This window comes from Actinoplanes regularis, from assembly GCF_900188005.1.
Lineage (GTDB): Bacteria > Actinomycetota > Actinomycetes > Mycobacteriales > Micromonosporaceae > Actinoplanes > Actinoplanes regularis.
Genome location: NZ_FZNR01000024.1, coordinates 1 through 24,235 on the forward strand (window position 1 = coordinate 1; position 24,235 = coordinate 24,235).

Consider the following 24,235-nt stretch of genomic DNA (forward strand, 5'->3'; position numbering starts at 1 on the left):
ATGATCTCCCTCTGCGATTCCGCGTCTCCCGCGGTGACACCCAGACCATGACCGCCGCCACTGACACCGCCCTAACAGCGCCCTGACACCCCGGACCAGGGCGCTGTCAGGGGGTATTCAGCGCACACCGGCTACGCGCGGCGATTCTGGAGAAGGCTGCCGGTCAGGTCGGAACGGGCGCGGCGATCGAGCGGTACGACCCGTTCAGGAACAGCAGGGGCCCCTTTCCCGCCTGGAGCGTGCCGAAGGTCACCGCCTCCCCGATGACCACCGCGTGGTCGCCGCGATCGAGGATGTCCTGCACCCGGCAGTCGAAGTAGGCGGTGCCCTCGCTGAGCACCAGGCAGCCGGTGGCCGGGCCCCGCTGCACCCGGACCCCGGCGAACGCGGCCGCCCCGGACGGGCGTCGTGCGTCGGCGAACCAGCGCGCCACGCCCTCCTGGTCGGCCGCCAGGACGGTGACCGCGAAGATCCCGGACTGCCGGACCTGGGTCAGCAGCCGGCACCGGTCCTTCAGACAGGTCAAGACCAGGGTCGGTGTCAGCGACACGGTGGTGAACGAGTTGACCGTCATGGCCACCGGGATGTCGTCGAGCACGCTGCTGATGACGCCGACCCCGGTGGCGAAGGCCCCGGCCGCACGGCGGAAATCGATACCCTGATCCTGAACCGCCATCGTCAATCCTGTCCCCAGACAAGGCAGAACGGGTGGCCGGCCGGGTCCGCGTAGACCCGGAAGCCCGAGGTCCGGCCCCCGCCGCCGCGCAGCAGCGTGGCGCCGAGCTTGAGCACCGCCGGCTCGGCCTCCCGGATGTCGTCCACTTCGATGTCCAGGTGCACCTGTTGCGGGAAGTCCGCGTCCGGCCACTGCGGCGGCTGGTAGTCCGGCACACTCTGGAAACACAGGCGGGGATGGCCGTCCTCGCCGGCGAGCGTCACCCAGTACCCGTCGTCGTCGGCCCACCGCAGACCGGTGAGTTCGACGTAGAACTCCGCCAGCTTGCCGGCATCCGGGCAGTCGAGCACCACCGCGTGCAGACGGCCGATCATCCGTACTCTCCCCTCGTCGACACCGGGTCAGTGAAGATAGTCACCGACGGTGCCGAAATAGTCGACGGCACGCACCGGTGGCCCGGTCTCGGTGGCGACCTGAAGCAGGATCACGCCACGGTCGAAGCCGTCGGCCGGCCGCCCGCAGGCGACCACCACACCACCGTCCTCGGCTTTCACCACCCGGCCCGGAGTGCCGCCGTACGCCCGGGTCGGCCGGACGGCCGCCTTGACCCACAGCCGCAGGCCCCGGTGGGTGGTCCAGGCGTTGACGAAGGGATCCGACTGTCCACGGACGAGGTTGCAGATCGTGGTCGCGCTGTCGGACCAGTCGATGCGGGTGTCCGCCGCACCGATCCGGTGATAGAACGAGGCTCCCACGGTCTGCTGCGGCTCGCCCAGGTCGCCCGCCGCGACCCGCTCCAGCGCCTCGAGGGTGACCGGCACGTACTCGTCGAGCAGGCGTCGCAGGACGTAGTCCGCGGTGTCCTGCGGACCGATCTTGACCCGGGCCCGGGCCAGCACCGGACCGGTGTCGAGCGTCTCGGCCATGTAGTGCACGGTGAGGCCGGTCTCCTCCTCGCCGTTGCGGATCGCCCAGTTCACCGCCCCGAACCCGGCGTACGCGGGCAGCAGGGCGTCGTGCGTGTTGATCGCGCCGTGCTCGGGGATCCGCAGCACGTCCATCGGCACCTGGGTACGCCAGTTGGTGGAGACGATCAGCTCGGGCGCGAGCCGGCGCAGGTGGTCGTGCAGCTCGGGCTCGCGGGCGCCGGCGGAGTACCGGACCGGCAGGCCCAGCTCGGCGGCGGCCTCCTCCACATCCGGTTCGCCCAGCCCGCTGAAGTCCGCTCGGTGGGTCAGCACCAGCAGCACCTCGTGGTGTGGCGCGATGCCGCGCAGCACCGTCGCGCCGAGCTGGCCGTACCCGAAGAAGACGATTTTCATGGCTGGACCGGCGCCGTTCCCCGGCCGGCCCGGAAGCGGACGGTGTTGACCCGCAACCACCCGGAGGAGTCCCGCTGGTCGAACACGTCGTCCGCCTCGAAGGTGGCGAAGGCGGTGTCATAGCGGCTGTGCGGGGATCGCCGGCCGATCACCTGCACCGTGCCCCGGTGCACCCGGAGGATCGCGTCGCCGGTGACGTTCTGCTGGCTGAAGTCGATGGCGGTCTGCAGCATCAGCCGCTCCGGCGCGAACCAGAGCCCGCGGTAGACCAGCGCGGTGTACTTGGGCATCAGCTCTTCCTTGAGCTGGGCCACCTCCGGGTCGAGCACGAGCGACTCCACCGCCCGGTGGCCGTGCCAGAGCAGCGTGCCGGACGGGGCCTCGTAGATGTTGCGGGTCTTCATGCCGAAGATCCGGTTCTCCACGATGTCCAGCCGGCCGATCCCGTGCCGGCGGCCGATCTCGTCGAGAGCCTGCAGCACCCCGGCGGCCGACAGGGACTCGCCGTTCACCCCGACCGGGTTCCCGCCCTCGAAGTGGATCTCGACGGTCTCCGGCTCGGCCGGGGTGTCGGCCAGGTCGCGTACCCGGAACAGCAGGCCCTCCGGAGCCGGCTGCGCCGGGTCCTCCAGGGCCTCGCCCTCGTAGGAGGTGTGCAACAGGTTGCTGTCGATCGAGTACGGCCGATCACCGCTGCTCAGGTCCAGCTCGATGCCGTGCTTGCCGGCGTAGTCGAGCAGGTCGCTGCGGGAGGCGAACTCCCACTCCCGCCACGGGCTGATCACGGTGAGGTCCGGCCGCAGCGCGGCGAAGGTCATCTCGAAGCGGATCTGGTCGTTGCCCTTGCCGGTGGCCCCGTGCGCGACCGCGTCGGCGCCCACCTCCTCGGCGACCCGCAGGTGTGCGGCGGCGATCAGCGGGCGGCCGATGGAGGAACCCATCAGGTACTGCCCCTCGTAGAGCGCGTTGGCCCGGTACATCGGGAACGCGAAGTCCCGCGCGAACTCCTCGCGCAGGTCCACCACCCGTACCTCGTCGGCGCCGAGCTTCTCCGCCTTGCGGGCGGCGACGCCCAGTTCCTCCCCCTGGCCGAGGTCGGCGATGAAGGCGGTCAGCCGGCAGCGGTACCGCTCCTTGAGCCAGACCAGGGCCACCGAGGTGTCGAGCCCGCCGGAGAAGGCGAGCACGATGTGCTGGGGGACGGTCTCGTTTCGGTTCGACATACGCCTCACGCCTCTCCCCCGGGCGCGGCGGCCCAGAGCTGGTCCATGGTCTCGTGGGTGAATTCCCGGTTCAGGTCGGTTGTGGAGGCGTACCCCATGTTGACGATCTTGCGGCGGCCACTGCGGACCGGATAGACCCGGTGCAACGTGGTGTTGGTCCGCATCAGGTACAGGTCGCCGGGGAACAGCTCCATCGAATAGATCGGCCGGGTCACCAGCGCACGGTTGATCGCCGGGTTCTTCTTGTCCCAGGTGGTGCCGGGCACGCACTGAACGAATCCGCCTTCCTCCACGGGTGGGCACTCGATGACCCACACCAGCGCGAAGGCGAAGTCGTCCCAGTGCCATCCGTGTGTGTCGCCGTCGCGCTCCAGGCAGGTGATGACGTACTGCTCGGCCTCGTACGGGCAGACGTGCACCGGCTCGCCGGCCACCTCCGACAGCACCCGCATCAGCGGCTCGGCGGTGTAGACCTCGTTGATCACCGTGCCCAGCTCGAAGATCTCCTTGCGGGTCACGTTACGCATCCGCCGCGGGGTGTAGTCCGTCTCCGCGAAGCTCAGGTCCCGCCGGGTGCCCGCCTTCTCGATCAGGCCGTTCACCTCCTCGGCGAGCAGCTTCTTGACGCTCTCCGGGGCGGCGAACGAGACCTTGGCGTGGCCCAGGTACGAGAAGTCACGACGAGCCGCCGCGATCTCCTCCGCCGTGACCGACCGCTCCACGTGCTCGCGTACGTCCTGATGCAGTGTTCTTACCTCAAACATGGGTTCCCCCCCCCTTATCGGTTCCGCGCCGTCACGACGCGGGCGAATGCGAAAATGGCGGCGGCGACCTCCGGCACGGCGGGCGCGCGCAAGACCTCGAAGTGCTCGGCCGCGACACGCCGGGTCTCGGTGGCCCCGAGCCGTTGCGACCACTGGGTGAGCTGGACGTCCAGCAGGTCGGCGCCGACCACCAGCGCGGGCACGTCGACCGGTCCGGGATGGACGTAGGCGGCGTTCGCCCGGGCGTGCCGCTCGTAGACACGCCACCGCTGGCCCAGCAGCGTCGCCGGGACCGGCTGGCCGGCGGCGGCCAGCCCGGCGGCCAGCGCGGCGATCGCCAGCGACTCGTCGAAGCTCGTGTCGCCGGCGCCGACCGCCGTATGCGACGCGGGCATGTCCGGCGGCAGCCGCAACGAGCGGTGGATCACCCCGGAGAACGTGTCGAACCAGGTCCGGCGCGGGTCCGGGGGCAGTGCGTAGCCGGTCGGTGGCGTGGCGTCCAGCACCACCAGCGCCGACCGGGGCCCGGCCTGGTCGGCGACCATCTGGTAGGCGATCTGGCCACCGAACGACCAGCCGCCCATCAGGTCCGGCGGGCCTCCGGCGGCCACCAGGTCGGCGAGGTAGCGGCGGGCCAGGTCCGGGACCGTGGTCGATTCGGTGGTGTCCCGGGACGCGGTGATCCGCCACGACTCCGGCAGCGCCCGTACCAGTTCCTGGTAGTCGTTGGGGCTGCCACCCGCGCCGTGCACCAGGTGCAGGTGGGTGCCGGGGCCCTCGCGCAGGGTGACCAGGGTCGACTCGGTCCCGGCCGGGTCCCGGGCCGGGTCGCCGGCGAGCTGCTCGACCAGGCGCCGCGGCGTCGCCTCGGCCAGCCAGCGCACCAGGTCGACGCCCGTTCCGTCGCCGTCCAGCAGGCCGGCCAGCCGCAACGCACCCAGCGAGTTGCCGCCGACGGCGAAGAAGTCCACGTCCGGGCCCTGCGGAGGCTGCCCCAGCACCTGCGCCCACGCGGCGGCCACCGTGCGCCATCCGGCCGACCCGGGCAGTTCGCCGGCGGGCTCGTGGACCTCGGCCGGCGAGGTCGCGGCGCCCCGGCCACGGGCGCGGCTGGCCACCTCGAAGGAGCCGATCGTGCGCTTCGGCTCGGCCCCACCGTCGGCCAGCACGGCGTCGAGGTCGTGCAGCAGCGCCAGCACGCTGCTCTCCCGGTACCGGCCGCTGTGGTACTCGACCTCGATGGCATAGCCGTCGGCCACCTCCCACGCGGACATCGCGAGGTCGGCGCGGGCGGCCCGGTTGGGGCTGGGCAGCAGGGTCGCCGGCACCTCACCGAAGCCGAGGTCGGCGCCGATCGGACCCAGGTAGCTCAGCAGCAGCGGGGTGGTGTCACCGAGCGCGGTGCGGGTGGCCTCCGGCAACGCCTGGAACACCACCGGGTACGGAACGGCCTGGTGCACCAGCATCTGCCACATCGCGTCCCGGGCGTTGCCGACCACCTGCGCTACCGTGTCGCCGCCGGCGACCGAGGCCCGCATCAGGCACAGGTTGGCGGTGTAGCCCATCAGCGCCTGATCCGATGCGGTCATCCGGTTCGCCGTCACCACCCCGATGGAGACGTCCGACCCCGCACCGGCCCGGGCGAGCACGATCTGCATCGCCGCGAGGAGGACCGCGAACGGGGTGGCGAAGCTGGCTTTGGCCAGCGCGGCCAGGCCCGCGGCGGCCTCCGTGCTGAAGCCGTACCGCAGGATCGCCCCGGGCGCGCCGCTGACCGCCTCGCCGGACAGGTCGGGCTCCAGGACCGTGGCGGTGACGCCGTCCAGGGTCTCGCACCAGTAGGCCAGGCTCTTGTCCCAGCCGCCGTCCGCACGGGCGGCCGCCTGCTGCCGGGCGTAGCCGGAGAACGGCGCCGGCTCCCCCGGGAAGGACACCGGTTCGCCCCGCTGGACGGCCGCATACGCGGCCGACAACTCGCCGACCAGCAGCTGCACCGCCCACCCGTCCAGCACCACGTGGTGGACGGTCAGCAGCACCTCGCGCCGGTCGCCGACCCGGACCAGGGTGAGCCGCGCCAGCGGCGCCCGGTCCGGCTCCAGCGGCAGGGCGTGCACCTCCTCGGCGATCAGGCGCAGCAGGGTCGCCGCGTCGACCGGCCCGGGGTCGCTGATCTCGACGTGGCCCAGGTCGACCGGCATCGGGCCGGCCACGGCCAGGGTCACCGTCTCGTCGCGGCGCACCACCGAGGTCCGCAGCGCCTCGTGCCGGTCCACCATGGCCTGCCAGGCGACCCGCAGGGCCGCCTCGTCGAGCGGACGGTCCAGCAGCATCCGCCAGGTGAGGTGGTAGACCGAACGGTTCCTGGCCCGTTGGTGCAGCCACCACAGCGACTCCTGCATCGGGGTGGCCGGGACCGGCTCCACGTTCGTCACGCGCACGGCCCTGCCTCAGCCCTGAGCCGCGAGCAGTTCGGAGGTCAGCCGCTTGCGGTCCACCTTGTCGACCTCGGTCAGCGGGATCTCGACGCGGTGGTGGAAGGCGCGGGGCCTCATGTACGGGGGCAGGTGCCGGACGAGCGTGGTCAGCTCGCCGTCGGCCAGCGCCGCGCCGGTGTAGACGGCGTGCAGATCCAGTTCGCCGTCGGCGGCGGCCACCGTGACCACCACCGCCTCCACCACACCCGGATGCACCCGCAGCGCCGCTTCGATCTCACCCAGCTCCACCCGGTTGCCACGCACCTTGACCTGGTGGTCGATGCGGCCCTGGTGCACCAGCTCACCGGATTCGCGGCGGACCCGGTCACCGGTGCGGTACCAGTGCTCGGCGGTCAGCGGCTCGGTACCGTCGTACAGCCGGCCCTGGACCCCGTCGAACGCGACGAACCGGCCGATGTTCTGTGCCGCCTCCAGATAGCCGGGGAACCGTTGCGGGCCACGGATGCACAGCTCGCCGTCGTCGCACGGGCGCAGGTCCGCGTCGAGCAGGACGTGATCCAGCCGCGGGTAGATGTCACCGATCGGCACCGAGCGGTTGGAGGACTCGACGCGGGCGGCCGGGTCGGACGGCACCTCGTACGCGGTGACGATGACCGTGGTCTCGGTGGGCCCGTAACAGTTGATCACCGCGGTGTTCGGCGCGGCCGCCGTCCAGTCCTCGACCTGCTCGATCGAGAGCGGCTCACCACCGAACGAGCTCAGCCGCAGGGTCGGCATGCTCTCCGGGACCAGCGCCCGCAGCCGCTTGGCGAACGAGATCAGCGACGGCACGGACAGCCAGTGGGTGAGCCGGCGGGAGTTGATGAAGCGGACCGGCGCCAGGACGTCGCCGCGCTGCGCCACGCAGAGCGTCGCGCCCGTGCCCCAGGCGCCGAACATCGCCAGGATCGACCCGTCGAAGCACATCTCGAAGGTCTGCGAGACGCGGCAGCCGGGCAGGAACCGGTACCTCGGGATCACCTCGGTCAGGAACTCGCTGACGTTGGCGTGGGTGGCCGGCACGCCCTTGGGCCGGCCCGTCGTACCGCTGGTGAAGATGATGTACGCGAAGTCGTCCGGCCCGCGCTGAACCTGCGGCGGTATCTCCTGACCGGGTTCGGGTGCGAGGAACCGGCGCCAGCCGTCGCCGGTCAGGTTCAGCACGGCGACCGGGGCCTTCGCCCGGTAGTCGGCCAGGCCGTCACCCGAGGTGTCGTCGATCATCGTGAGGTCGAGTCCGGCCTCCGCGGTGATGGCGAGATTGCGCTCCGCCGGATTCGCGGGGTTCAGTGGCACCACCGTCGCGCCCAGCCGCAGGGCGGCCAGGTACGCGATGTAGCCCACCAGACTTCGCGAGGTGAGCAGGCCGACCCGCAGCGGCGCGCGGCCCAGGGCCGCGTGCATGGCGCCGGACAGGCGCTCGGCCGCCGCCCACAACTCGGCGTAGGTCAGCACGTCCGAGTCGACCTCGATGGCCACACTCTCCGGGTGCTGCCGGGCCGAGGTCTGGAACCAGTCGTAGAGGGAACGAATCTGCATGGCACTTCCTTCGGGGGGTCCGGCGGTGCCGGTCCGCCGCAGCGCCGCGGCGGATCGGTCGCGTTCCAGGTGTCGCAGATGGTCGAACGTGGTTCGCAGGAGCGTGTGGCGGGGCCGCCCACGGCGGGCCGAGTCCAGGGCGAAGCGCAGCGCGCGGGGCAGCCCGGCCCAGGCCGCCGCCGCCTCCGGGTCGCCGGCCACGCCATGCCGGAACATCTGGTGCTGCGCGACCGCCCAGAGGTCCTCCAGGTGTTCCGCGGCCGTCTCGCCCGCCGCCACCACGAAGTCCCGCAGGTACGCGAGCGCGGCGTCGCCGGTGCGCCAGCGCCCGGGCAGCACCGGTTCGGCGGCGGTAGCCGCCGACGAGCGGCGCAGCCAGCACGGCCGCCCGGGCAGCGGCGGGGTCAGCCAGTGCCCGAACACCAGTGCGTTGCGCAGGTCCTGCACCGGGCTCCAGCCCGGCGGCGGCGTCATCGCCGCGACCAGGTCGGCGCCGGTCAGCCAGCCCGCGTACGGGTGCTGCTCGCCCTCGGGCAGTACGCCTTGGAACCCGTCCAGCACGTGCCAGCCGGCGGCCGTACGGTCGTCGACCAGCAGCCAGTGCGGGGCGTGCCCGCTGCCACCGACCGCCGGCGACCACGGCAGGGCCGCGTTGTCGGTGACCACCAGCACCCGGCCGTGCCGGCGCAGCTCCGCCTCGAGCTCCGCCTCCACCTCGCCGGCCAGACCGGTCGCCCAGACCAGGCGACCGCCGTCCGGAAGCCGGTCCAGCGGATACCGGTGATGCGAGAAGGCGAGCCGCCCGCCGGGCAGATCGGTGCGCACCGCCACCCGCATCGACGCGGCGAGGCGTTCCGCTGTGCCGGGGAACTCGCTGTCCAGGTAGCCGGCGAGGTTGCTGGTGTAGCAACTGAGTCCGGTGAACCGCGGCTCGGTTGTGGTCATCGCCGCCTCCCCGGAACGGCGTCCCGCCAGGCGACCGTGACCGGCAGCCGGCTGTACCCGCGCAGGCTGACCCAGCACACGTCGGCCCAACGCCCGGCGCGCCGCCGGTACGGCACCGGGATGGACCACGGCGCTCCGGCCAGGCCCGATCCGGTCGCCTTGACGCAGGCCTCCTGCACCGTCCAGATCCAGGCGAACTCACCGCCCCGGGCGGCCTCGGGCAACCGGTCGAGCGCGGCGCGGCTCGCCGGGGTGCAGCAGCGGCGGAGCAGCGCCGGCGGAGCCGGCACCGGACTCTGCACGTCCACCCCGACCGCCACGCCGACGCCGATCGCCGCGGCGACGGTGCCGGCGTCATGCGACAGGCTGATCCCGATCCCCGGCCACTGCGGCAGGTACGGCTGGCCGGTGCGGCGCACGGCGATCGGCGTGTCGGCGGCCGGCGGCCCGAGCCGGTCGGCCAGCAGCAGCCGCAGCAGGGTTCGTGCGGCCAGCCGCTCGGTGCGCCGGGCGGCCGGCGAGCCGGCCGTGTCCGCCAGGTCGGTCCGGGTGGCCGGCACGCGGGCGAGCAGCCGCTGGTCGGCCACGGCGACCCGGAGGCGGCTGCCCAGGCGCAACCGCACCAGGCTCCGGCCCTGCCCGCGGGCGTCCCGCCGCGGCCGGTCACAGACCCGCGGCGGCAGCGGGCGCGCGGTCACCACGGCCGTCTTCCCAGCAGGTCGCCGGCGTGATCCGCGATGCCGGCCAGCATCGCACCGGTGGCGCCGCCGGCGGTGGCGAACATCGCGGTCGCGGCGCGCAGCCGGGCCAGCCCGGCGTCGCCGTACGCGTCCGCGCCGAGCAACCGGCCGCACTCGCCCAGCACCAGATCCAGGCTCTCGGCGACCGCCGTCTTGAGCAGCATGCTGGCCACCATCGGGTCAGGGCTGTCCCGGTACGCGGCACAGGCCGCGCCGATCCGCCAGCTCTCCACGAGACAGCGCGCGAACCGCTCCCGGATCGCGGCGTTGTCCCAGGCGTGCCCGGCGCCGAGCGGGCGTGCGGCGAGCCGCCGCTGGGTGTCCGCGAGCACCCGGCGACAGATCGCCGCCGCCCAGACTCCCCCGGCGTAACGCTCGGTGGTGATGTGCCGGGCGAAGTTGACCATCCCGCGGCCGGCCCGCCCGATCAGGTGGGAGCGGTCCAGGCGCACGCCGTCGAACTCGATGTCGCCCAGTCCGGCGCCGGGCAGCAGGTCGTCCTCGGTCGCGGTCACCCGCACCCCGGGCGCCTCGATCGGCGCCAGCACCCAGACGAAGCTGGTGAAGTGCGGTTGTGGACGGTGCCGGGCGAGGACGAGCGCGTGGTCGGCGGTCGTGGCGTTGGTGATCCACCGCTTGCCGCCGTCGAGGATCACCTCGTCGCCGTTCAGCTGTGCCGTCGTACCCAGATTCATCAGATCCGACCCGGAGCCCGCGCGGTCCGTGGCGGCCAGCGCCAGCGTCGCGGCGCCTCGCGCCGCCGCCCGGTGCACGGCGCTGACCGGCCCGCCGTCCACCGCCTCGGCGTGTTCCCGCAGCAACGGCAGGGCACTGGCCACCTGGACGCAGACCGACAGCACCACCCCGACCGGGCAGTGTTCGTCGAGGACGCCGAGCAGCGCCGGCAGCCTTTCCGGGCCGGCGCCGTCGAGCAGGCCGTGGCCGCCGAGCGCCCGCCACACCGCCCGGGCGTCCGACGGTGTGCCGGCCGCGTGGATCGCCGCCCCGGTCCGCGTCGCGACGTCCTCGACCGGGTACGAGCCGGCACCGGCCGCCGGCGCGACCGCCGTCACCGTTCCCGCTCCGGGCGCCCGGTCAGACAAGGCGCACCTCCCGGTCCCGCAGCGCCAGTGCCCCGTTGACCAGCAGCAGACGGTCGTTGGCGTAGTTCAGGGAGGCCGAGCGCAGATCTCGGAACACCCGCTCCAGGTACAGCGGCGACGACGCCAGGTAGCCGTGCCGCAGGCCGACCAGCTCCACCATCTCGTCGATCGCGGCGAAGCACTGCTCCGCCGCCTGCGTCTTGAGCGTGTTCACCAGCATCTGCACCGGCGGGCCGGCCAGATCGGCGGCCGTGTCCACCACACCGATCGTGTGCCGCAGCAGGGCGTGGACCGCGTCGAGCCGGCCACGGACCCGGGCGAGCCGGGACAGCAGCAGCTCCGACGACGGGTCGAACTGGCCCCGGCCGTCGCCGCGGATGTGCTGTACGAGTCGCGACAGGGCGCCGGCCGCCGCACCGAGCCACGCCGCCGACCAGCCGATGTGCGCCAGCGGGGCGAAGGTCGGGGCGACGATCTCCCGGAACCGGCCCGGCACGCCGAGGACCTGATCGACCGGGATCTCGCCGGTCAGCCGCATCGGCACGCTCTGCGTCGCGCGCATGCCCAGCGGCTGCCATCCGCCGCGCACCTCGACGGTGAGCTGGTCCCGCCGGGCGTACACCAGCGACACCTGCGTGGGCGCGGTGGCGTCCGGTGCCAGCGCGGTGATCAGGAACGCGTCGGCGTGCCGGCCGCCGGTGACGATCGGGGCGTCCCGGTCGATGGTGAGCGTCGCCGCGTCCCGCCGCACCTGTGACGTCGAGCTGAGCAGGTGGCCGCCGGTGGTTCGTTCGGTGGTGACCGAGGCGAGGTAGACGTCGCCCTTGCCCAGTTCCGGCAACAGCCGGTCGGCCAGCGGCCCGGTCGCGTGCCGGACCGCGGTCACCACCTGCTGACAGTGCATCGCGAAGATCAGCCCGACCGACATGTCGACCCGGGCCAGGCCCATGGTGACGTCGACCAGTTCGGTCAGTCCGCCGCCGCCACCGCCGTGTTCGGCCGGCACCAGCAGGCCCAGCAGGCCGGTCGAGCGCATCGCGTCAAGGGCCGCGATCGGGAACTCGGCGGCCTCGTCCGCGTGCCTGGACCCGGCGGCGGCCGCCGCCACGACCTCCCGCAGGGCGGGCTCGTACCCGGGGGCGGCCGTCACGGCGTGCGCTCCCGCAGCGAGGCGATCGTGGCCCAGAGACTGCTCGCCGTGGCGAACGTGCTGTCGGTGAGCAGTTCGTCCGGCATGGCGACGCCGTACTCCTCCTCGACGGCGAAGAGCAGCTCGATCGCGCGCATGGAGTCCAGGCCGAGATCGTGCAGGGACGAGTCGGCGCTGATGGGCTTGTCACCCACGTACTTGAGAAACGGTCGGAGCAGATCCAGGAAGCCGGTGTCCAACGTCATCAGTCCTTGTCTTTGCCGAGGAGGGTGTGCCGGTGCAGAGCCAGCCGCGTCGTACCGGTGACCCGTCCGCCGGCCACGACGACCTCGAGCGGCAGGGGGTGGGCGAGGAAACCCACCAGGCTGGCGTGGAGCCCGTAGGCCCCGACGTTCGGCACGGCGACCAGATCACCCGGGCGAAGTTCCGGGAGTCTGGCCGTCCGGGCCCAGGTGTCCAGCGGCGTGCAGAGCGGGCCGGCGACGAGCACACCGGTCAGCGGCTCGCCGGCGGCGGGGGTGATGAGGTCGGGCACGACCGGGGGCAGCCGCCGGAGCCCGGACATGCCGCCGAGATGGTTGATCCCGGACTCCAGCACCACCACCGGTGTCCCTTGCGAGAGCTTGGCGTCCAGCACCCGGGTGACCAGGGTGCCGCACGTGCCGGCCAGGTAGCGCCCGGATTCGAAGGCGATCCGCGGCCCACGCCCCGGCCATCCCGCGAAGGCGTCGCTGAGCAGAGTGGTCAGCCGCTCCGCCAGATGCGGAAATCCCGGGCGTACGCCGGAACGGGCGAACGGCGCGCCGAAGCCGCCGCCGAGATCCAGCAGCTCGGGCTCGACACCGGTCGCGGCGGACAGCCGCCGCGCCGTGTCGACGGCCTGGGTGAACTGGGCCGTCAGCGCGTCCTCGCCGTCGACGTTGCTGCCCATGTAAAGGTGGAATCCGACCGGCCGCACGTGGGGCCGGGCACCGAACCGGCCGGGCTCCGCGAGCACCCAGCGCACGTCCGCGCCGAACTGCGAAGTCACCCCGGTCATGGTCAGTCCCTGGCCCGGTGCCGGGGTGTCGTCGTTGACGCGCACCACGGCCCGCACGTCGGCGCCGAGATCGCCGGCCACCCGGTCGAGCTGGTCCAGCCCGTACGGCGAATCCACCGAGAAGAGCCGCACGCCGGTCTTCAGCGCGTCGGCCAGATCGGCATCCCGCTTGCCCGGACCGCTGTAGAGCATCTCGGCCGGATCGCCACCGGCCTGCACCGCGGCCCGCAGCTCGCCCGGCGAGCACACCTCCGCGCGGCAGCCCGCGTCCAGCAGCGTGGCCACCACCGCCGGGTGTGGATTGGCCTTGAGGGAGTAGTAGAGCTCGGCCGCCTCCGGCAGAGCCGACCGCAGCGCCTCGTGGGACCGGCCGACCTCGTCCAGGTCGTACACGTAGGCGGGCGTCTCCAGGGCCTCCGGGCCTTCGAACCACCGCGCGAGGTCAGACATGGGCGTGCTCCTGCCACAGCCGGTACAGCGCGGCCCGATCCACCTTGCCGTTGCGGCTCAGCGGAAGCTCGGGGAGGACGAGGCAGGTACGCGGCGTCTTGATCTCGTCGAGCTCGGACCGCAACGCGGTGAGCACCTCCTGCGCGGTCAGCACGCCGACGACGAACAGGGTCGCGGAATCGGTGGCGTCCTCGGCGCGCGGCGGCAGGACCGCGGCGGCCTCCACCCCGGGCACCCGGTACGCGGCCGCCTCGACCTCGGTCACGCTGACGCGCGTGCCGCGCTCCTTGTAGATGTCGTCCCGCCGGCCGACGAAGTAGAGATAGCCGTCGGCGTCCATCCAGCCGTAGTCACCGGTGTTGAGCTGTGGGAACAGGCCCTCGACGCGGGGGAAACGCGACGCGGTCAGCTCCGGGCGCCGCCAGTACCCGGCCATCACGTGCGGCCCGCGCACCACGATCTCGCCGACCGTGCCCGGCGCCGCGGGCACGCCGTCGGCGTCGACGATGAGGATCTCGGTGCCCGGCAACGCCCGCCCGCTCGCTCCGGGGCGGCGCAGATCCTCGTCGACCGGCATGATCGCGGCCCGCTTGCACTCGGTCAGCCCGAACATGAGCTGCACCCGCAACGACGGAATCCGGGCCCGGAGCTCGCCCAGCACCTCGGCCGGCATCGCCGCGCCGGTGTTGGTCAGCAGCCGCAGCCGCGGCGCCGCCACACCGGGTCGCGACAGCAGGCGGGCGAGGGCCCGGGCCAGTGCCGGCACCGCGGGCAGGACGGTCGCCCGGTGCGCGACGAGCTGGCGAGCCAGCGTCGGGCCGGCGACGCCGGGCGACCCCAGCTGCAACCGGGCACCGGCCAGCGCGCTGAGGAAGATCTGGTACATGCCGTAGTCGAAGGAGAGCGGCAGCGCGCAGTAGACCGTGTCGTCGCCGCGGTATCCCAGCACGGAGGCGATGGCGGTGGCCGCGAAGACCAGCTGGGCGTGGGTGGAGACCACCGCCTTCGGCATGCCGGTGCTGCCCGAGGTGTAGATCAGGCACACCGGGTCCACTCGCAGCGGCGGCGCGGGCAGGCCCGGCTCCGGGCCGTCCCAGGCCAGGGCGAGCAGCTCGGCCGACCCCACGGTGGGTACGCCGAGTTCGGCTCCGGCCGCGGCGGCGGGGCCGTCGGTGATCAGCAGGGCCGGTTCCGCGTCGGCCAGCACGTGCCGCACGGCCGCGGCCGGCGACTGCTCGTGGATCACGCTGAACACGGCGGCCGCCCGGGAACAGGCGTAGAGCAGCGCGGGCAGCAGCGTACCGGTGGGCAGGCAGATGATCACCCGATCGCCGCGCTGGATGTTCCGTTCGGCCAGCCAGGCGGCGAGCCGGCGGCTGGCGGCGGCCACGGCGGCGTACGTCCGAAGCTCGCCGTCATGGCCGATCGCGACCGCCTCCGGGTTCATCGCCGCGGCGTGATCCACCAGGTCGTGCAACAAGACGTTCATGGCTGCGCCACCGCCGAGCGGGCCCGGTCGAACAGGACGGTCAACGTGTCCAGGTCGTGCAGCGCCGCCCCGGTCAGCTCGTCCGGATCCAGAGTGACCCGAAGCCGGGCCTCCACCCGCTCGATCACCTCGACCAGGCGGAAGGAGTTGAAGCCGGGCAGGGATCGCAGGCTCGGCCGGCCGTCGAGCAGCCCGGCCCCGAGGCCAAGGACCGCCGCCAGCTCCTCGGCCAGCACCGCCCGGGTCCCGTCCGGGTCACCGGTGGATCCGGCGCCGGCCGGCGTGCCGGTGGCCGGGTCGCCGCCGGCGAGCCGCCGGGCGAGGGCGACATCCTCGTGCAGCAGCTCACCGAGCCGGTCGAGCACGGCGGTGGGGAAGGCCCCGCCCCGGCTCGCGCGCCGCATCGCGACATAGCTCTGCGCGGCCAGGGCCGACCAGGACTCGGCCTGGGCGCTCGCCTGCCCGGCGGCGTCGACCTCCGGGTACGTGCCCAGCCACGCCGCGTGCAGCGCCCGGGAACGGCCGAGCAACCACACGTCGAGAACCAGGCGGGCGGCTGTCTCCGGTTCCTCGCGGTGCTCGTGGAGCGCGGCCAGGTACCGGTCGATGCGGCCGGTCGCCGCGCTCATCGCGACGGCGTTCTCCGTCAGCACGGCCGCCCGGTCGAGCACCGGCGGGGCCGCGGCGGTGAGTGTCATCGCGGTGGCACGCGGCACCGCGTCGTCGAAGCCGGCGGCCGGGAGCCGCCACACGCCCGGGCGGATGTCACCCCACGGGGTGGCGTTGTGGTAGCCGTCCCCCACCAGCACTGGGCCGTCGGCGGCCAGCAGCAGGAAGCTGTGCTCCATGTGCTGGTGCCCGGCGTACGGCACCCAGCTCATCGTGTACGCGTCGGCGACCACGAACAGCGGCGCCGACCCGGCCGAGATCTCCCGCAACCGCGCGCCGGTCACGTCGTCGAAGCGCTGGTCGACCCGGACGGCGAGCAGGTCGGCCGCCTCGGCCAGGCGCTGCTCGACGGTGGCCCCGACGATCGGGACGCCGCCGGGTCCGGGCACGGTGTCGAATCGCAGCAGCGCGCCGAGGGCCAGATGCGTCCCGGCACCGTGGGCCCGGTCGGCGAACGCCGCGAGGTTCACCTGGATGCAGTCCATCAGGTCGGCGTGCAGCCCGGCCAGGACCGGCGTCCAGTCCCGGCTGCGGGTCGGTACCGGTGGTTCGGCGATCACGTCAGAACCCTTCGATCGATGAGACGGCCGGCAGCGCCGCCGTCGCGGCCCGGAGCGCTTCGGGGTCGGCCGGCCGGTCCTCCGGAAGGCCGGCGAGGAGCTTGTCGTACGCGGGCAGGTCGAGCAGGCCGTGCCCGCTGACGCAGACCAGCACCCCGTGCCGGGGGGTGTGCCCGGGCTCCCGGCCGCTCGCGATCCGGGCGGCGGCGGCCAGTGCGTGCCCCGACTCCGGCGCCGGCAGCACCAGCTCCGTGGTGGCGAAGGCCCGCCCGGCGGAGAGCGCCTCACGCTGCCCCACCGCCGTGGCCGAGATCTGGCCGTGGTGCCGCATCGCCGAGATGAGTTTGGCCGCGCCGTGGAAGCGCAGTCCGGCCGAGTGCGACGCCGGGATCGGATAGCGGCTGCCGATGGTGTACATCGCCTCCATCGGGCCGCTGCCGGTGGCGTCCGTGTGGTCGTAGGCGTAGACACCGCGGGTCAGCTTCGGTGAGGCGCTGGACTCGGCGGCGACCAGGGCGGCGGGCACGTCCAGCTCGCCGGCGCGGGCGGCGGCGAAGAACGGCAGGGCCACGCCGCCGAAGTTGCTCCCCGCCCCGACGCAGCCGACCACCGTGTCCACGGTGGCGCCGAGCCCGGCCAGCTGATCGATCGACTCCAGGCCGATCAGCGATTGATGCAGGATGCTGTACGTCTCGCCGCTGCCGATGCAGAACGCCCGCTTCGCGTCGCCCCGGGCATACTCGACGGCTTCCCCGATCGCCACGGCGAGACTGTTGTCCAGCCGCTCGTCGGTGGCCCGCCCGAGCGCGGTCAGCGGGCTGGGGCTGGCGTGCAGCTCCGCGCCGTACAGCCGCATGAGACTTCCCCGGTACGGTTTGTCGCGCAGGCTGCGGCCGACCATGAAGACGGTGCACGCCATGCCGAACGCCGCACAGGCGGCCGCCAGCGCGCTGCCCCACTGGCCGGCGCCGGTGCCGGTGACCAGCTCACGGAAGCCGGCGCGGTGGTAGTAGTAGGCCTGCGCCAGCGCCGTGGTGAACTTGTGGCTGCCGGAGATGTTCCCGCCCTCGTACTTGGCGTAGATCGGCACGGTGGCGCCGACCTCTGCCTCGAAGCGCCGCGCCCGCCACAGCGGCGCCGGCCGCCAGGCTCGGTACAGCTGCGCCACCGGCTCCGGGATCGGCCAGTACTCGCGGCTGGACACGCTCTGCCTGACCAGCTCCAGGGGCAGGCCGACGGTCACCGGGCCGTCGGTGCCGTCCGGGGTGCGATCCGCGGGCAGCTCGTAGCCGAGGTGCGGCAGAACGCTGCGCCAGGACCGGGGTGGCTCGGTCATGTGGTCTCCTTGGCCGCGTCCAGGACGGCGTCCACCACATCGGCGACGGTGGTGAAGACCCGGCCGGCGAAGATGTCGTCGTCCAGCGTCACGTCCAGTTCGTCCTCGAGCCGGACGAGCATGCCGAGGAACCCGAGGGAGTTGACCCGCAGCAGTTCGCCGTCGAGCGGCTCGTCGTCGGGAACCGTGTCCGGGTCGATACTCAGGCGCGACTCCCGCACGAGCAGGCGCTTGACCGCGCCGTTGACCCGCTTGTGGTCGGTCATGCCGCCACCTCCGCTTCGCTCCGGCGCCGGCATGACTTGACAACTGAGCTGACCGATTCGCTCGCAAGCTCGGTCATGCCGCCACCTCCGCTTCGCTCCAGCGTCGGCATGACTTGACAACTGAGCTGACCGATTCGCTCGCAAGCTCGCTCATGCCGGCTCACTCCCGCCGCGCAGTGTGCCGGCCGCGTCGATGACCCAGCTGTAGGTGAGCAGCGCGGACAGGTCGACGGGCCCGCGGACGTGCAGCCGTCCGGTGCTGATGGACAGTTCCGGACCGAGCCCCATCGTCGGCCCGTCGTGCAGCCGCAGCGAGCCGTTCACCACGAGCGCGGCGGCGTCGACACGCGAGACGAACGCGTCGACGACGCCCTGATCGGCCGCCACCACCCCTTCGGTGTGTCCGGAACCGAACCGCCGGATGTGCTGCACCGCGTCGTCGAGGCCGGCGATCGGCCGTACGCCGACCGAGCGTTCGAGGAACTCCCGGCCGTCATCCGTCCCGGCGAGCTCGGCCACGGCGGCGCCCGCCGGCACGGAGGCGTTCAGGCGCGGGTCGACCCGCAACAGCCACGGCTCGCCGCTCCCGTCGCCGGCGTCCACCAGCCGTCCGACAAGCTCCCCGGCCACCTCGGCGTGGGCCAGAACCAGCTCCAGCGTGTTGCACGCGGTCGGCTCGGCGAGCTTGCTGTCCAGCGCGATCCGGGCGGCCAGGTCGAGGTCCGCGCTGCGGTCGACGTAGAGGTGGTTGACCCCGCCCCCGCTGGCGATCACCGGAATGGTGGAGCTGGTCCGGCAGTAGTCGATCAGCGTGGGGCTGCCGCGCGGGATCAGCACGTCGACCGCGTCGTGCCGGCGCAGCAGCGCCCGCACCACCTTGCGGTCCGGGTCGGTGACGATCTGGGCGGCACCGGCCGGCAGACCGGCGTCGGCGAGCGCCTTGTCCACCGCGTCGCCGAGAGCCTGATTGGTGCCGGCGATCTCGGATCCGCCGCGCAGGACGACCACGTTGCCGGTCGCCACCGGCAGCAGGGCGCCCTCCACGGTCACCGTCGGCCGGGCCTCGTAGATCATCAGTGCCACACCGACGGGCTTCGGCACCCGCCGGACCAGGGTGCCGTTGCCGGCGCGGTGCCCGGCGGCCGGCGCGGTCACCGCGGGCAGTGCCGTCCGGGTCCGTTCGGCGAGGCCGAGCAGGGCCCGCAGATGCTGGTCTCCCAGCGAGAGCCGGTCGAGCAGGGCGGGGCCCATCCCGGTCGCGGCGGCCCGGCCGACGTCGGCGGCGTTCGCCGTCAGGACCGTGGGCCAGGCCTCGGTGAGACGGTCCGCCAGCGCGACGCAGTACTGCTCGTAGCGGGCGTCACCGGGCGGCGGCATCTGCTCCCGGGCGCGTCCCGCGACGGCGAGAAGGTGTTCTACATCGGTCACCACATGAACTGCCCACCATCCACGATCAGTTTCTGTCCGGTCAGGTAGCCGCTCGCCGGCCCGATCAGGAACTCCAGCGCGTCGGCGACCTCCTCGGTGGTGCCGATACGCCCACGGGGAATCTCCGTCACCACCGCGGCCCGGGCCGCCGGGTCGTCGAGCCGGAACCGGGTCACCAGTTCCGCGGTCTCGGTCATGCCGGGGATCAGGCAGTTGACCCGGATCCGCGGCGCCAGCTCGAGCGCGAGGCACTTGGTCAGTTGCAGTACGCCTGCCTTGCTGGCGCAGTAGTTGGCACCGTCGCGGCGCGGCCGGATTCCGGTGGTGGCGCCCACGTTCACGATCGCGCCGTCGCGGCCGGACGCCATCATCGCGGGAGCGAACGCATGGCAGAGGTGGAAGGTGCCGGACAGGTTCGTGTCGAGCACCCGCCGCCACTGTTCGACCGACATCTGCAGGAACGGCCGGTCGATGTTGATGCCGGCGTTGTTGACCAGCACGGCCGGCGTACCGTGCGCGGCCAGCACCTCGGCCGCGGCGGTCGCCACCGCGCCGCCGTCGGCGATGTCCAGCCGCAGCGGGTGGAACGCGCCGCCGAGTTCGGCGGCCGCGGCGGCCGCCGCCGTGGCGTCGACGTGGTACAGGGCCACCACCCGATGTCCCAGTTTGATCAGGCGGCGGCTCATCGCCAGGCCGATCCCCCGGGTCCCACCACTGACCACCGCAAGCGCGCCGGCCGATTCGCTCGCAAGCTCGGTCATGCCGTCACCTCCGCTGCGCTCCAGCGCCGCCATGACTTGATGACCGAGCTGGCTGATTCGCTCGCAAGCTCGCTCATTGGCGCACCGCCTCGGAGGTACGCCCGACGAACGGAACGACCGCGTCGAGGAGCTGCGGCAGGTGTTCGGGGTCGAACACCGCGAAATGCCCGGCGTCGAGCCGGCCGCCCCGCAACTGCGGGGCCAGTTCACGCCACCCGGCCGCGGCCTCGTCCCGGAACGCCATGTCGTCGCCCTCGCACATGAGCATCAGCACCCGCCCGGGATAGGCCCGGTCCGCCCGGTACGCGGCAAGCGCGGCGACCTGGGTGTCGAAGACCCGCCCGACCCGCTCGGCGGTGGCCGGATCCGGCCGCGGGCCGAGCATCCCGATGATCGTCGCGCGCAGCGCCTGGTCCTCCTCCACGGTGGAGTGCCGGGGCAGCGGCGAACCGTCGACCAGCACCAGGTCGGGCCGGTGGCCACGGTCGGCGAGCCGGACACACAGCTCCCACGCCACCGCGCCGCCGAGGGACCAGCCGAGAACGGCCTCCGGAACGGTCCCGCTCTCCTCCAGCGCCCGCAGCGCACCCTCGGCCATCTCGGCGAGGTCGTGTTCCGGCTCCTCCCCGGGCACCAGTCCGGCCGCGCGTACCGCGGTGACGTTGTGGTTCTGTCCCAGCGCCGCGGCCAGCCGCAGGTAGGGGTGCAGGCCGCCGCCGGCGCCGGGGAGCAGCAGGAAGGTCGGCCGGCTGCCGCGCCGTAGCAGCGGGACCAGGCGGCCGGGTTGCGCGGTGGTCATCGGGCGGTCTCCGCCTCGTCGGTGCGGCCGGCGCGGACCAGGGCCGCCAGGGTCCGCACGGTGGGTGAGGCGAAGAAGTCGACGAGTGGCACCGGCACGCCGTAGCGTTCCTGCGTCTCGGCCAGGGTGGTGAAGATGTTCAGCGAGTGCGCGCCGTACTCGACCAGCGGCCGGTCCGGCTGGATACCTTCGACGCCGAGCACACCGGCCCACAGCGCGGCGAGATCGCGCTCCAGATCGTCGGCGTAGGCGATGTCATCGGCGGACTCCTCGGCCTGCCGTTCGAGCAGCAGCGCCTCGGCGCGGCGAACCAGCTCATCCCGGTCCGTCTTACCGGTCGGGGTGGTCGGAACCTGCTCGATCGGGAAGATCCAGGCCGGCCGCATGTAGGTGGGCAGCGTGCCGGCCAGCACCTCGCCCGCCCGGTCGGGGTCGACGGTCGCGTCCGCCGCCGGGCACAGGAACAGGCCGAGTTCGCGGTCGACGCCGTCACCGCGGACCACGGCGACCGCCTGGCGTACGCCGTCGATCCGCTGCGCCACGGCCTCGATCTCGCCCAGCTCGATCCGGTAGCCACGGATCTTGACCTGGGTGTCGACGCGGCCGAGGAAGACGAGGTCGCCCCGGTCGTCGCGGACCACGAGGTCGCCGGTGCGGTACATCGTGCCGCCCGCGGAACCGGCGAACCGGTCGGCGACGAAGCGTTCCGCGGTGATCTCGGGGTCGTTGCGGTATCCGTCGGCCGGGCAGTCACCGCCCAGGAAGAGCTCGCCGGCGACTCCCGGCGGGGCGAGATGGCCGGTGGTGTCCACCACGTAGGCGGCGACCGCCGGATAGGGGATCCCGATCGGCACGTGCGCCGGCCAGACCGGGTCCCGGTAGGACAGCCGGTGCGAGGTGACCGCGTGGGTCTCGGTGGGGCCGTAGAGGTTGACCAGGGTGCAGTGCGGGTGGGCGGTGAAGAAGGCCCGCACGTCGTCGTCGACCACGAGCTGTTCGCCGGACACGCACAGGTACCGCAGCGCGGGTAGCCGGGTTCCGCGGCCGGCCGCCACCTGCAGCAGCGGCCGCAGCGCCGCGACCGGCAGGTAGACGTGGGTCACCGCGGTCCGCGCGATGCGGTGCAGGATCGCGGGGAACATCCGGCGGTCGGCCGGCGCCCGGGAGACCACCGTCCCGCCCGCGGCCAGCGTCGGCAGGATCTCCTGGAACGACACGTCGAAGCCGAGCGGGGCGTACTGCAGGAACCGGGTCTCGGTGTCCATCGAGAGGGCGGCGATCTGCCAGCTCGTCAGGTTGGCCAGCGGGCCGTGCCCCATCTGGACGCCCTTCGGCTGCCCGGTGGAGCCGGAGGTGTACATGATGTAGATCGGGAGGCTCGGGTCGGCGAGCGACCCGGGTATCGGATCGGTGCTGCTCGCCAGCTCGGCGACCGGGACCGCCGGCACACCGGGCGCCGGCGGCTCGCCGATGACGAAGCCGCAACCGGCGCGCTGGATCATGTACTCCAGCCGGCCGGCCGGCAGCCCGGGATCCAGCGGCAGGTACGCCGCTCCCCGCCGCAGAATCGCCAGGATGCCGGTGACCGTGTCGCACAGTCCGGTCGCGGCGAGTCCGACCACGTCCCGTGGGCCGATGCCGCGCGCGGCCAGCCCGGCGCTGATCCGCTCGGCCTCGGCCAGCAGTTCGCCGTAGGTGAGCCGGCGGGTGGCGTCCTCGATGGCCGGCGCGTCCGGGCGCCGTTCGGCCACCGCCGACACCCAGTCCCACGGGGTGCTCCCGGTGAGCGGGCTGGTCCAGCCGTCGGATCGGACGCTGAGCGCCGCCGAGGCGTCGGCGAACAGGTCGGCGATCGGCCGGGAACCGTCGCGCAGCGCGTTGCGGACCGCGTCCCGGAGCGACGTGAGCAGGCCGTCGGCCATGGTCGGCGTGATCAGCTGCCGGTCGTACTCGAGCTCGAACAGCCATCGCCCGTCGACCGGGGTGGCGCCCAGCCAGAGATCGAACTTCGCCGTGCCGTTGCCGGGTTCGAGCACCCGCTGGACCGCGGCGCCGTCCGGCGCCGCGCTGAAGGTGTCCTGCATGGCCAGCATGGCGGAGAACATCGGGTTCCGGTTGCTGGACCGGTCCGGCCGTACGTCGGCGACCAGCCGGTTGAAGGTGACGTCGACGTTCGCCCGGCAGAAGTCGACCGCCTCGCGCACCACCTTGCCGAGGTGCTCGTCGACCGTGCGGGTCCAGTCCACCTCGATGGTGACCGGCAGGGTGTTGACGAAGAAGCCGCCCAGGTCGAAGGCCCCCACCGTGCGCCGGGCCATGAACGGGCTGCCGATCAGGACGGTGGGGACGCCGCCGTGCCGGGCCAGCACCGCGCCGTAGAGGCCGGAGAGGAAGACGAACGGGGAGATCTCCAACCGGCGGCAGGTCACCGCCAGCGCCGCCGTCTCCGCCTCGGAGAGGTGCCACGCGACCCGGTCGCCGGTGAACGCGGTCTGCGCCGGCCGCCCGGGCAGTGGGGCCAGCACGAGCGGGGGTACCGTCCGCAGGCGCTGCGCCCAGTCGCGGGAGCGGGCCGCGACGTTCTCGGTGCCGACGCTGCGGTTCTGCGCGTTCAGTTCCTTGCGGAACGCCGCCTCGCGGGCGACCCTGCGCCGTTCGGCCGCTTCGCCGGTGAGTCGCCCGGAGAGCGCCTCCTCCAGGTCCTGCACCAGCGGGCCGATCGACAAGCCGTCGAGGGTGATGTGGTGGTCGGCCATGATGATGGACGCGCGCGGTTCGTCCGTGCAGCGCACCGTCGCGAATCGGTACGCGGGACCGGCCGCGAGGTCGAACTCCGGCCGCCCGATCTCGCGCTGGGCCGCCTCGACCGCCTCCTCGTAGTCACGCGCCCGGACCGTGACCCGGTGCAGCGGCAGCTCGGCCGGGGACGGCGGCGGCGTGATCCGGGCGTGCATCTCCGGCAGCATGCCGAACACCTGGCGCATCGCCGGCTGCACCGCGACCAGGGTCGCCAGCGCCTGTTCCACCGTGTCGACCGGAATCCGCGGATCGATGTCGAAGCGGACCAGTTGGTTGTAGACCGCGTGTCCCGGCGAACGTTCGTTGACGACCAGCAGGCCCTTCTGGGACTCGGTGATCGGTAGCCGCTCATCGGGCGAGGGCACGGTCGGGTCGGTCGTCGATGCCGTCACCTGGTGACACCTTCCTCGCTCCGGCTTGCGGCGAGCTCGCCCAGCCACTTCTTCAGGTCGCCGACGTTGCGCAGGTCGACCAGGCGTGTCGCATCGATCTCCGCGTCGTCGTCGGCGGCCACCTCCACCGCGAGCCGCAGCAGCGACAGCGACTCCAGCCCGGCCTCGAGCAGGGGGGTGGAGTCGTCGAAGGCCACCGAGGCGTACTTGGCAATGGTCGTGTCGAGGTCAGCTGGAATCGTCATCCGTGCTTCCCGTTCACCTGAGGAGTGGGGCTCGGCCGAACGTCGGGGACCCGACAGATAACCATC

At 73.0% G+C, this 24,235-nt stretch carries 21 protein-coding genes; all 21 read right to left on the reverse strand.

Features of this window, described 5'->3' with window-relative positions; genetic code table 11:
* Window positions 1–163 precede the first annotated feature (163 nt).
* The 21 genes from CHC09_RS37550 to CHC09_RS37655 all read right to left on the reverse strand — a co-directional run bounded on the left by CHC09_RS37550 (window position 164) and on the right by CHC09_RS37655 (window position 24,169).
* The gene (locus tag CHC09_RS37550) at window positions 164–676 is read right to left on the reverse strand and encodes a flavin reductase family protein (protein WP_089298041.1); all 513 of its coding nucleotides are present in this window, start codon (window positions 674–676) and stop codon (window positions 164–166) included.
* 2 nt (window positions 677–678) lie between these two features.
* Entirely contained in the window at window positions 679–1,050 is a 372-nt protein-coding gene (locus tag CHC09_RS37555) for a VOC family protein (protein WP_089298042.1), read from the reverse strand.
* Window positions 1,051–1,077: 27 nt separating this feature from the next.
* Window positions 1,078–1,998: a methionyl-tRNA formyltransferase gene (locus CHC09_RS37560; protein ID WP_089298043.1), complete on the reverse strand. Its 921-nt coding sequence runs from the start codon at window positions 1,996–1,998 to the stop codon at window positions 1,078–1,080.
* Window positions 1,995–3,221 (reverse strand): argininosuccinate synthase, encoded by a 1,227-nt coding sequence (locus tag CHC09_RS37565; RefSeq protein WP_089298044.1) that lies wholly within the window; start codon window positions 3,219–3,221, stop codon window positions 1,995–1,997. Before CHC09_RS37565 ends, CHC09_RS37560 begins: the two co-directional genes overlap by 4 nt.
* A gap of 5 nt (window positions 3,222–3,226) precedes the next feature.
* Complete coding sequence (locus CHC09_RS37570) at window positions 3,227–3,985, reverse strand: HalD/BesD family halogenase (RefSeq protein ID WP_089298045.1); 759 nt, start codon at window positions 3,983–3,985, stop codon at window positions 3,227–3,229.
* Window positions 3,986–3,999: 14 nt separating this feature from the next.
* Window positions 4,000–6,417 (reverse strand): condensation domain-containing protein, encoded by a 2,418-nt coding sequence (locus CHC09_RS37575; RefSeq protein WP_239138788.1) that lies wholly within the window; start codon window positions 6,415–6,417, stop codon window positions 4,000–4,002.
* A 15-nt stretch (window positions 6,418–6,432) separates the two neighbouring features.
* Window positions 6,433–8,943 carry an AMP-binding protein gene (locus tag CHC09_RS48130; protein WP_239138789.1) on the reverse strand — a complete coding sequence of 837 codons (2,511 nt, stop codon included), beginning with the start codon at window positions 8,941–8,943 and terminating at the stop codon, window positions 6,433–6,435.
* Window positions 8,940–9,644, reverse strand: coding sequence for a 4'-phosphopantetheinyl transferase family protein (locus CHC09_RS37590; RefSeq protein WP_239138790.1), 705 nt, complete (start codon window positions 9,642–9,644; stop codon window positions 8,940–8,942). Before CHC09_RS37590 ends, CHC09_RS48130 begins: the two co-directional genes overlap by 4 nt.
* Entirely contained in the window at window positions 9,638–10,786 is a 1,149-nt protein-coding gene (locus tag CHC09_RS37595) for an acyl-CoA dehydrogenase family protein (protein ID WP_239138791.1), read from the reverse strand. Before CHC09_RS37595 ends, CHC09_RS37590 begins: the two co-directional genes overlap by 7 nt.
* Entirely contained in the window at window positions 10,779–11,936 is a 1,158-nt protein-coding gene (locus tag CHC09_RS37600; protein WP_089298047.1) for an acyl-CoA dehydrogenase family protein, read from the reverse strand. Before CHC09_RS37600 ends, CHC09_RS37595 begins: the two co-directional genes overlap by 8 nt.
* Complete coding sequence (locus tag CHC09_RS37605; protein ID WP_239138792.1) at window positions 11,933–12,181, reverse strand: phosphopantetheine-binding protein; 249 nt, start codon at window positions 12,179–12,181, stop codon at window positions 11,933–11,935. Before CHC09_RS37605 ends, CHC09_RS37600 begins: the two co-directional genes overlap by 4 nt.
* Entirely contained in the window at window positions 12,181–13,425 is a 1,245-nt protein-coding gene (locus tag CHC09_RS37610) for a type III PLP-dependent enzyme domain-containing protein (protein ID WP_089298048.1), read from the reverse strand. The genes CHC09_RS37605 and CHC09_RS37610 overlap by 1 nt, the downstream gene beginning before the upstream one ends.
* Complete coding sequence (locus CHC09_RS37615; RefSeq protein ID WP_089298049.1) at window positions 13,418–14,914, reverse strand: class I adenylate-forming enzyme family protein; 1,497 nt, start codon at window positions 14,912–14,914, stop codon at window positions 13,418–13,420. The genes CHC09_RS37610 and CHC09_RS37615 overlap by 8 nt, the downstream gene beginning before the upstream one ends.
* Window positions 14,911–16,143: an acyl carrier protein gene (locus CHC09_RS37620; RefSeq protein WP_239138793.1), complete on the reverse strand. Its 1,233-nt coding sequence runs from the start codon at window positions 16,141–16,143 to the stop codon at window positions 14,911–14,913. The genes CHC09_RS37615 and CHC09_RS37620 overlap by 4 nt, the downstream gene beginning before the upstream one ends.
* 1 nt (window position 16,144) lies before the next feature.
* The gene (locus CHC09_RS37625; protein WP_089298050.1) at window positions 16,145–17,479 is read right to left on the reverse strand and encodes a TrpB-like pyridoxal phosphate-dependent enzyme; all 1,335 of its coding nucleotides are present in this window, start codon (window positions 17,477–17,479) and stop codon (window positions 16,145–16,147) included.
* Window positions 17,476–17,745, reverse strand: coding sequence for an acyl carrier protein (locus CHC09_RS37630; RefSeq protein ID WP_089298051.1), 270 nt, complete (start codon window positions 17,743–17,745; stop codon window positions 17,476–17,478). Before CHC09_RS37630 ends, CHC09_RS37625 begins: the two co-directional genes overlap by 4 nt.
* Window positions 17,746–17,895: 150 nt before the next feature.
* Window positions 17,896–19,173, reverse strand: coding sequence for a glutamate-5-semialdehyde dehydrogenase (locus CHC09_RS37635; protein WP_239138794.1), 1,278 nt, complete (start codon window positions 19,171–19,173; stop codon window positions 17,896–17,898).
* Complete coding sequence (locus CHC09_RS37640) at window positions 19,170–19,934, reverse strand: SDR family NAD(P)-dependent oxidoreductase (RefSeq protein ID WP_089298132.1); 765 nt, start codon at window positions 19,932–19,934, stop codon at window positions 19,170–19,172. Before CHC09_RS37640 ends, CHC09_RS37635 begins: the two co-directional genes overlap by 4 nt.
* Window positions 19,935–20,007: 73 nt before the next feature.
* Complete coding sequence (locus CHC09_RS37645) at window positions 20,008–20,733, reverse strand: alpha/beta fold hydrolase (RefSeq protein WP_089298053.1); 726 nt, start codon at window positions 20,731–20,733, stop codon at window positions 20,008–20,010.
* Window positions 20,730–23,924, reverse strand: coding sequence for a non-ribosomal peptide synthetase (locus CHC09_RS37650; RefSeq protein ID WP_089298054.1), 3,195 nt, complete (start codon window positions 23,922–23,924; stop codon window positions 20,730–20,732). The genes CHC09_RS37645 and CHC09_RS37650 overlap by 4 nt, the downstream gene beginning before the upstream one ends.
* Window positions 23,921–24,169, reverse strand: coding sequence for a phosphopantetheine-binding protein (locus CHC09_RS37655; protein WP_089298055.1), 249 nt, complete (start codon window positions 24,167–24,169; stop codon window positions 23,921–23,923). The genes CHC09_RS37650 and CHC09_RS37655 overlap by 4 nt, the downstream gene beginning before the upstream one ends.
* Window positions 24,170–24,235: the final 66 nt, after the last annotated feature.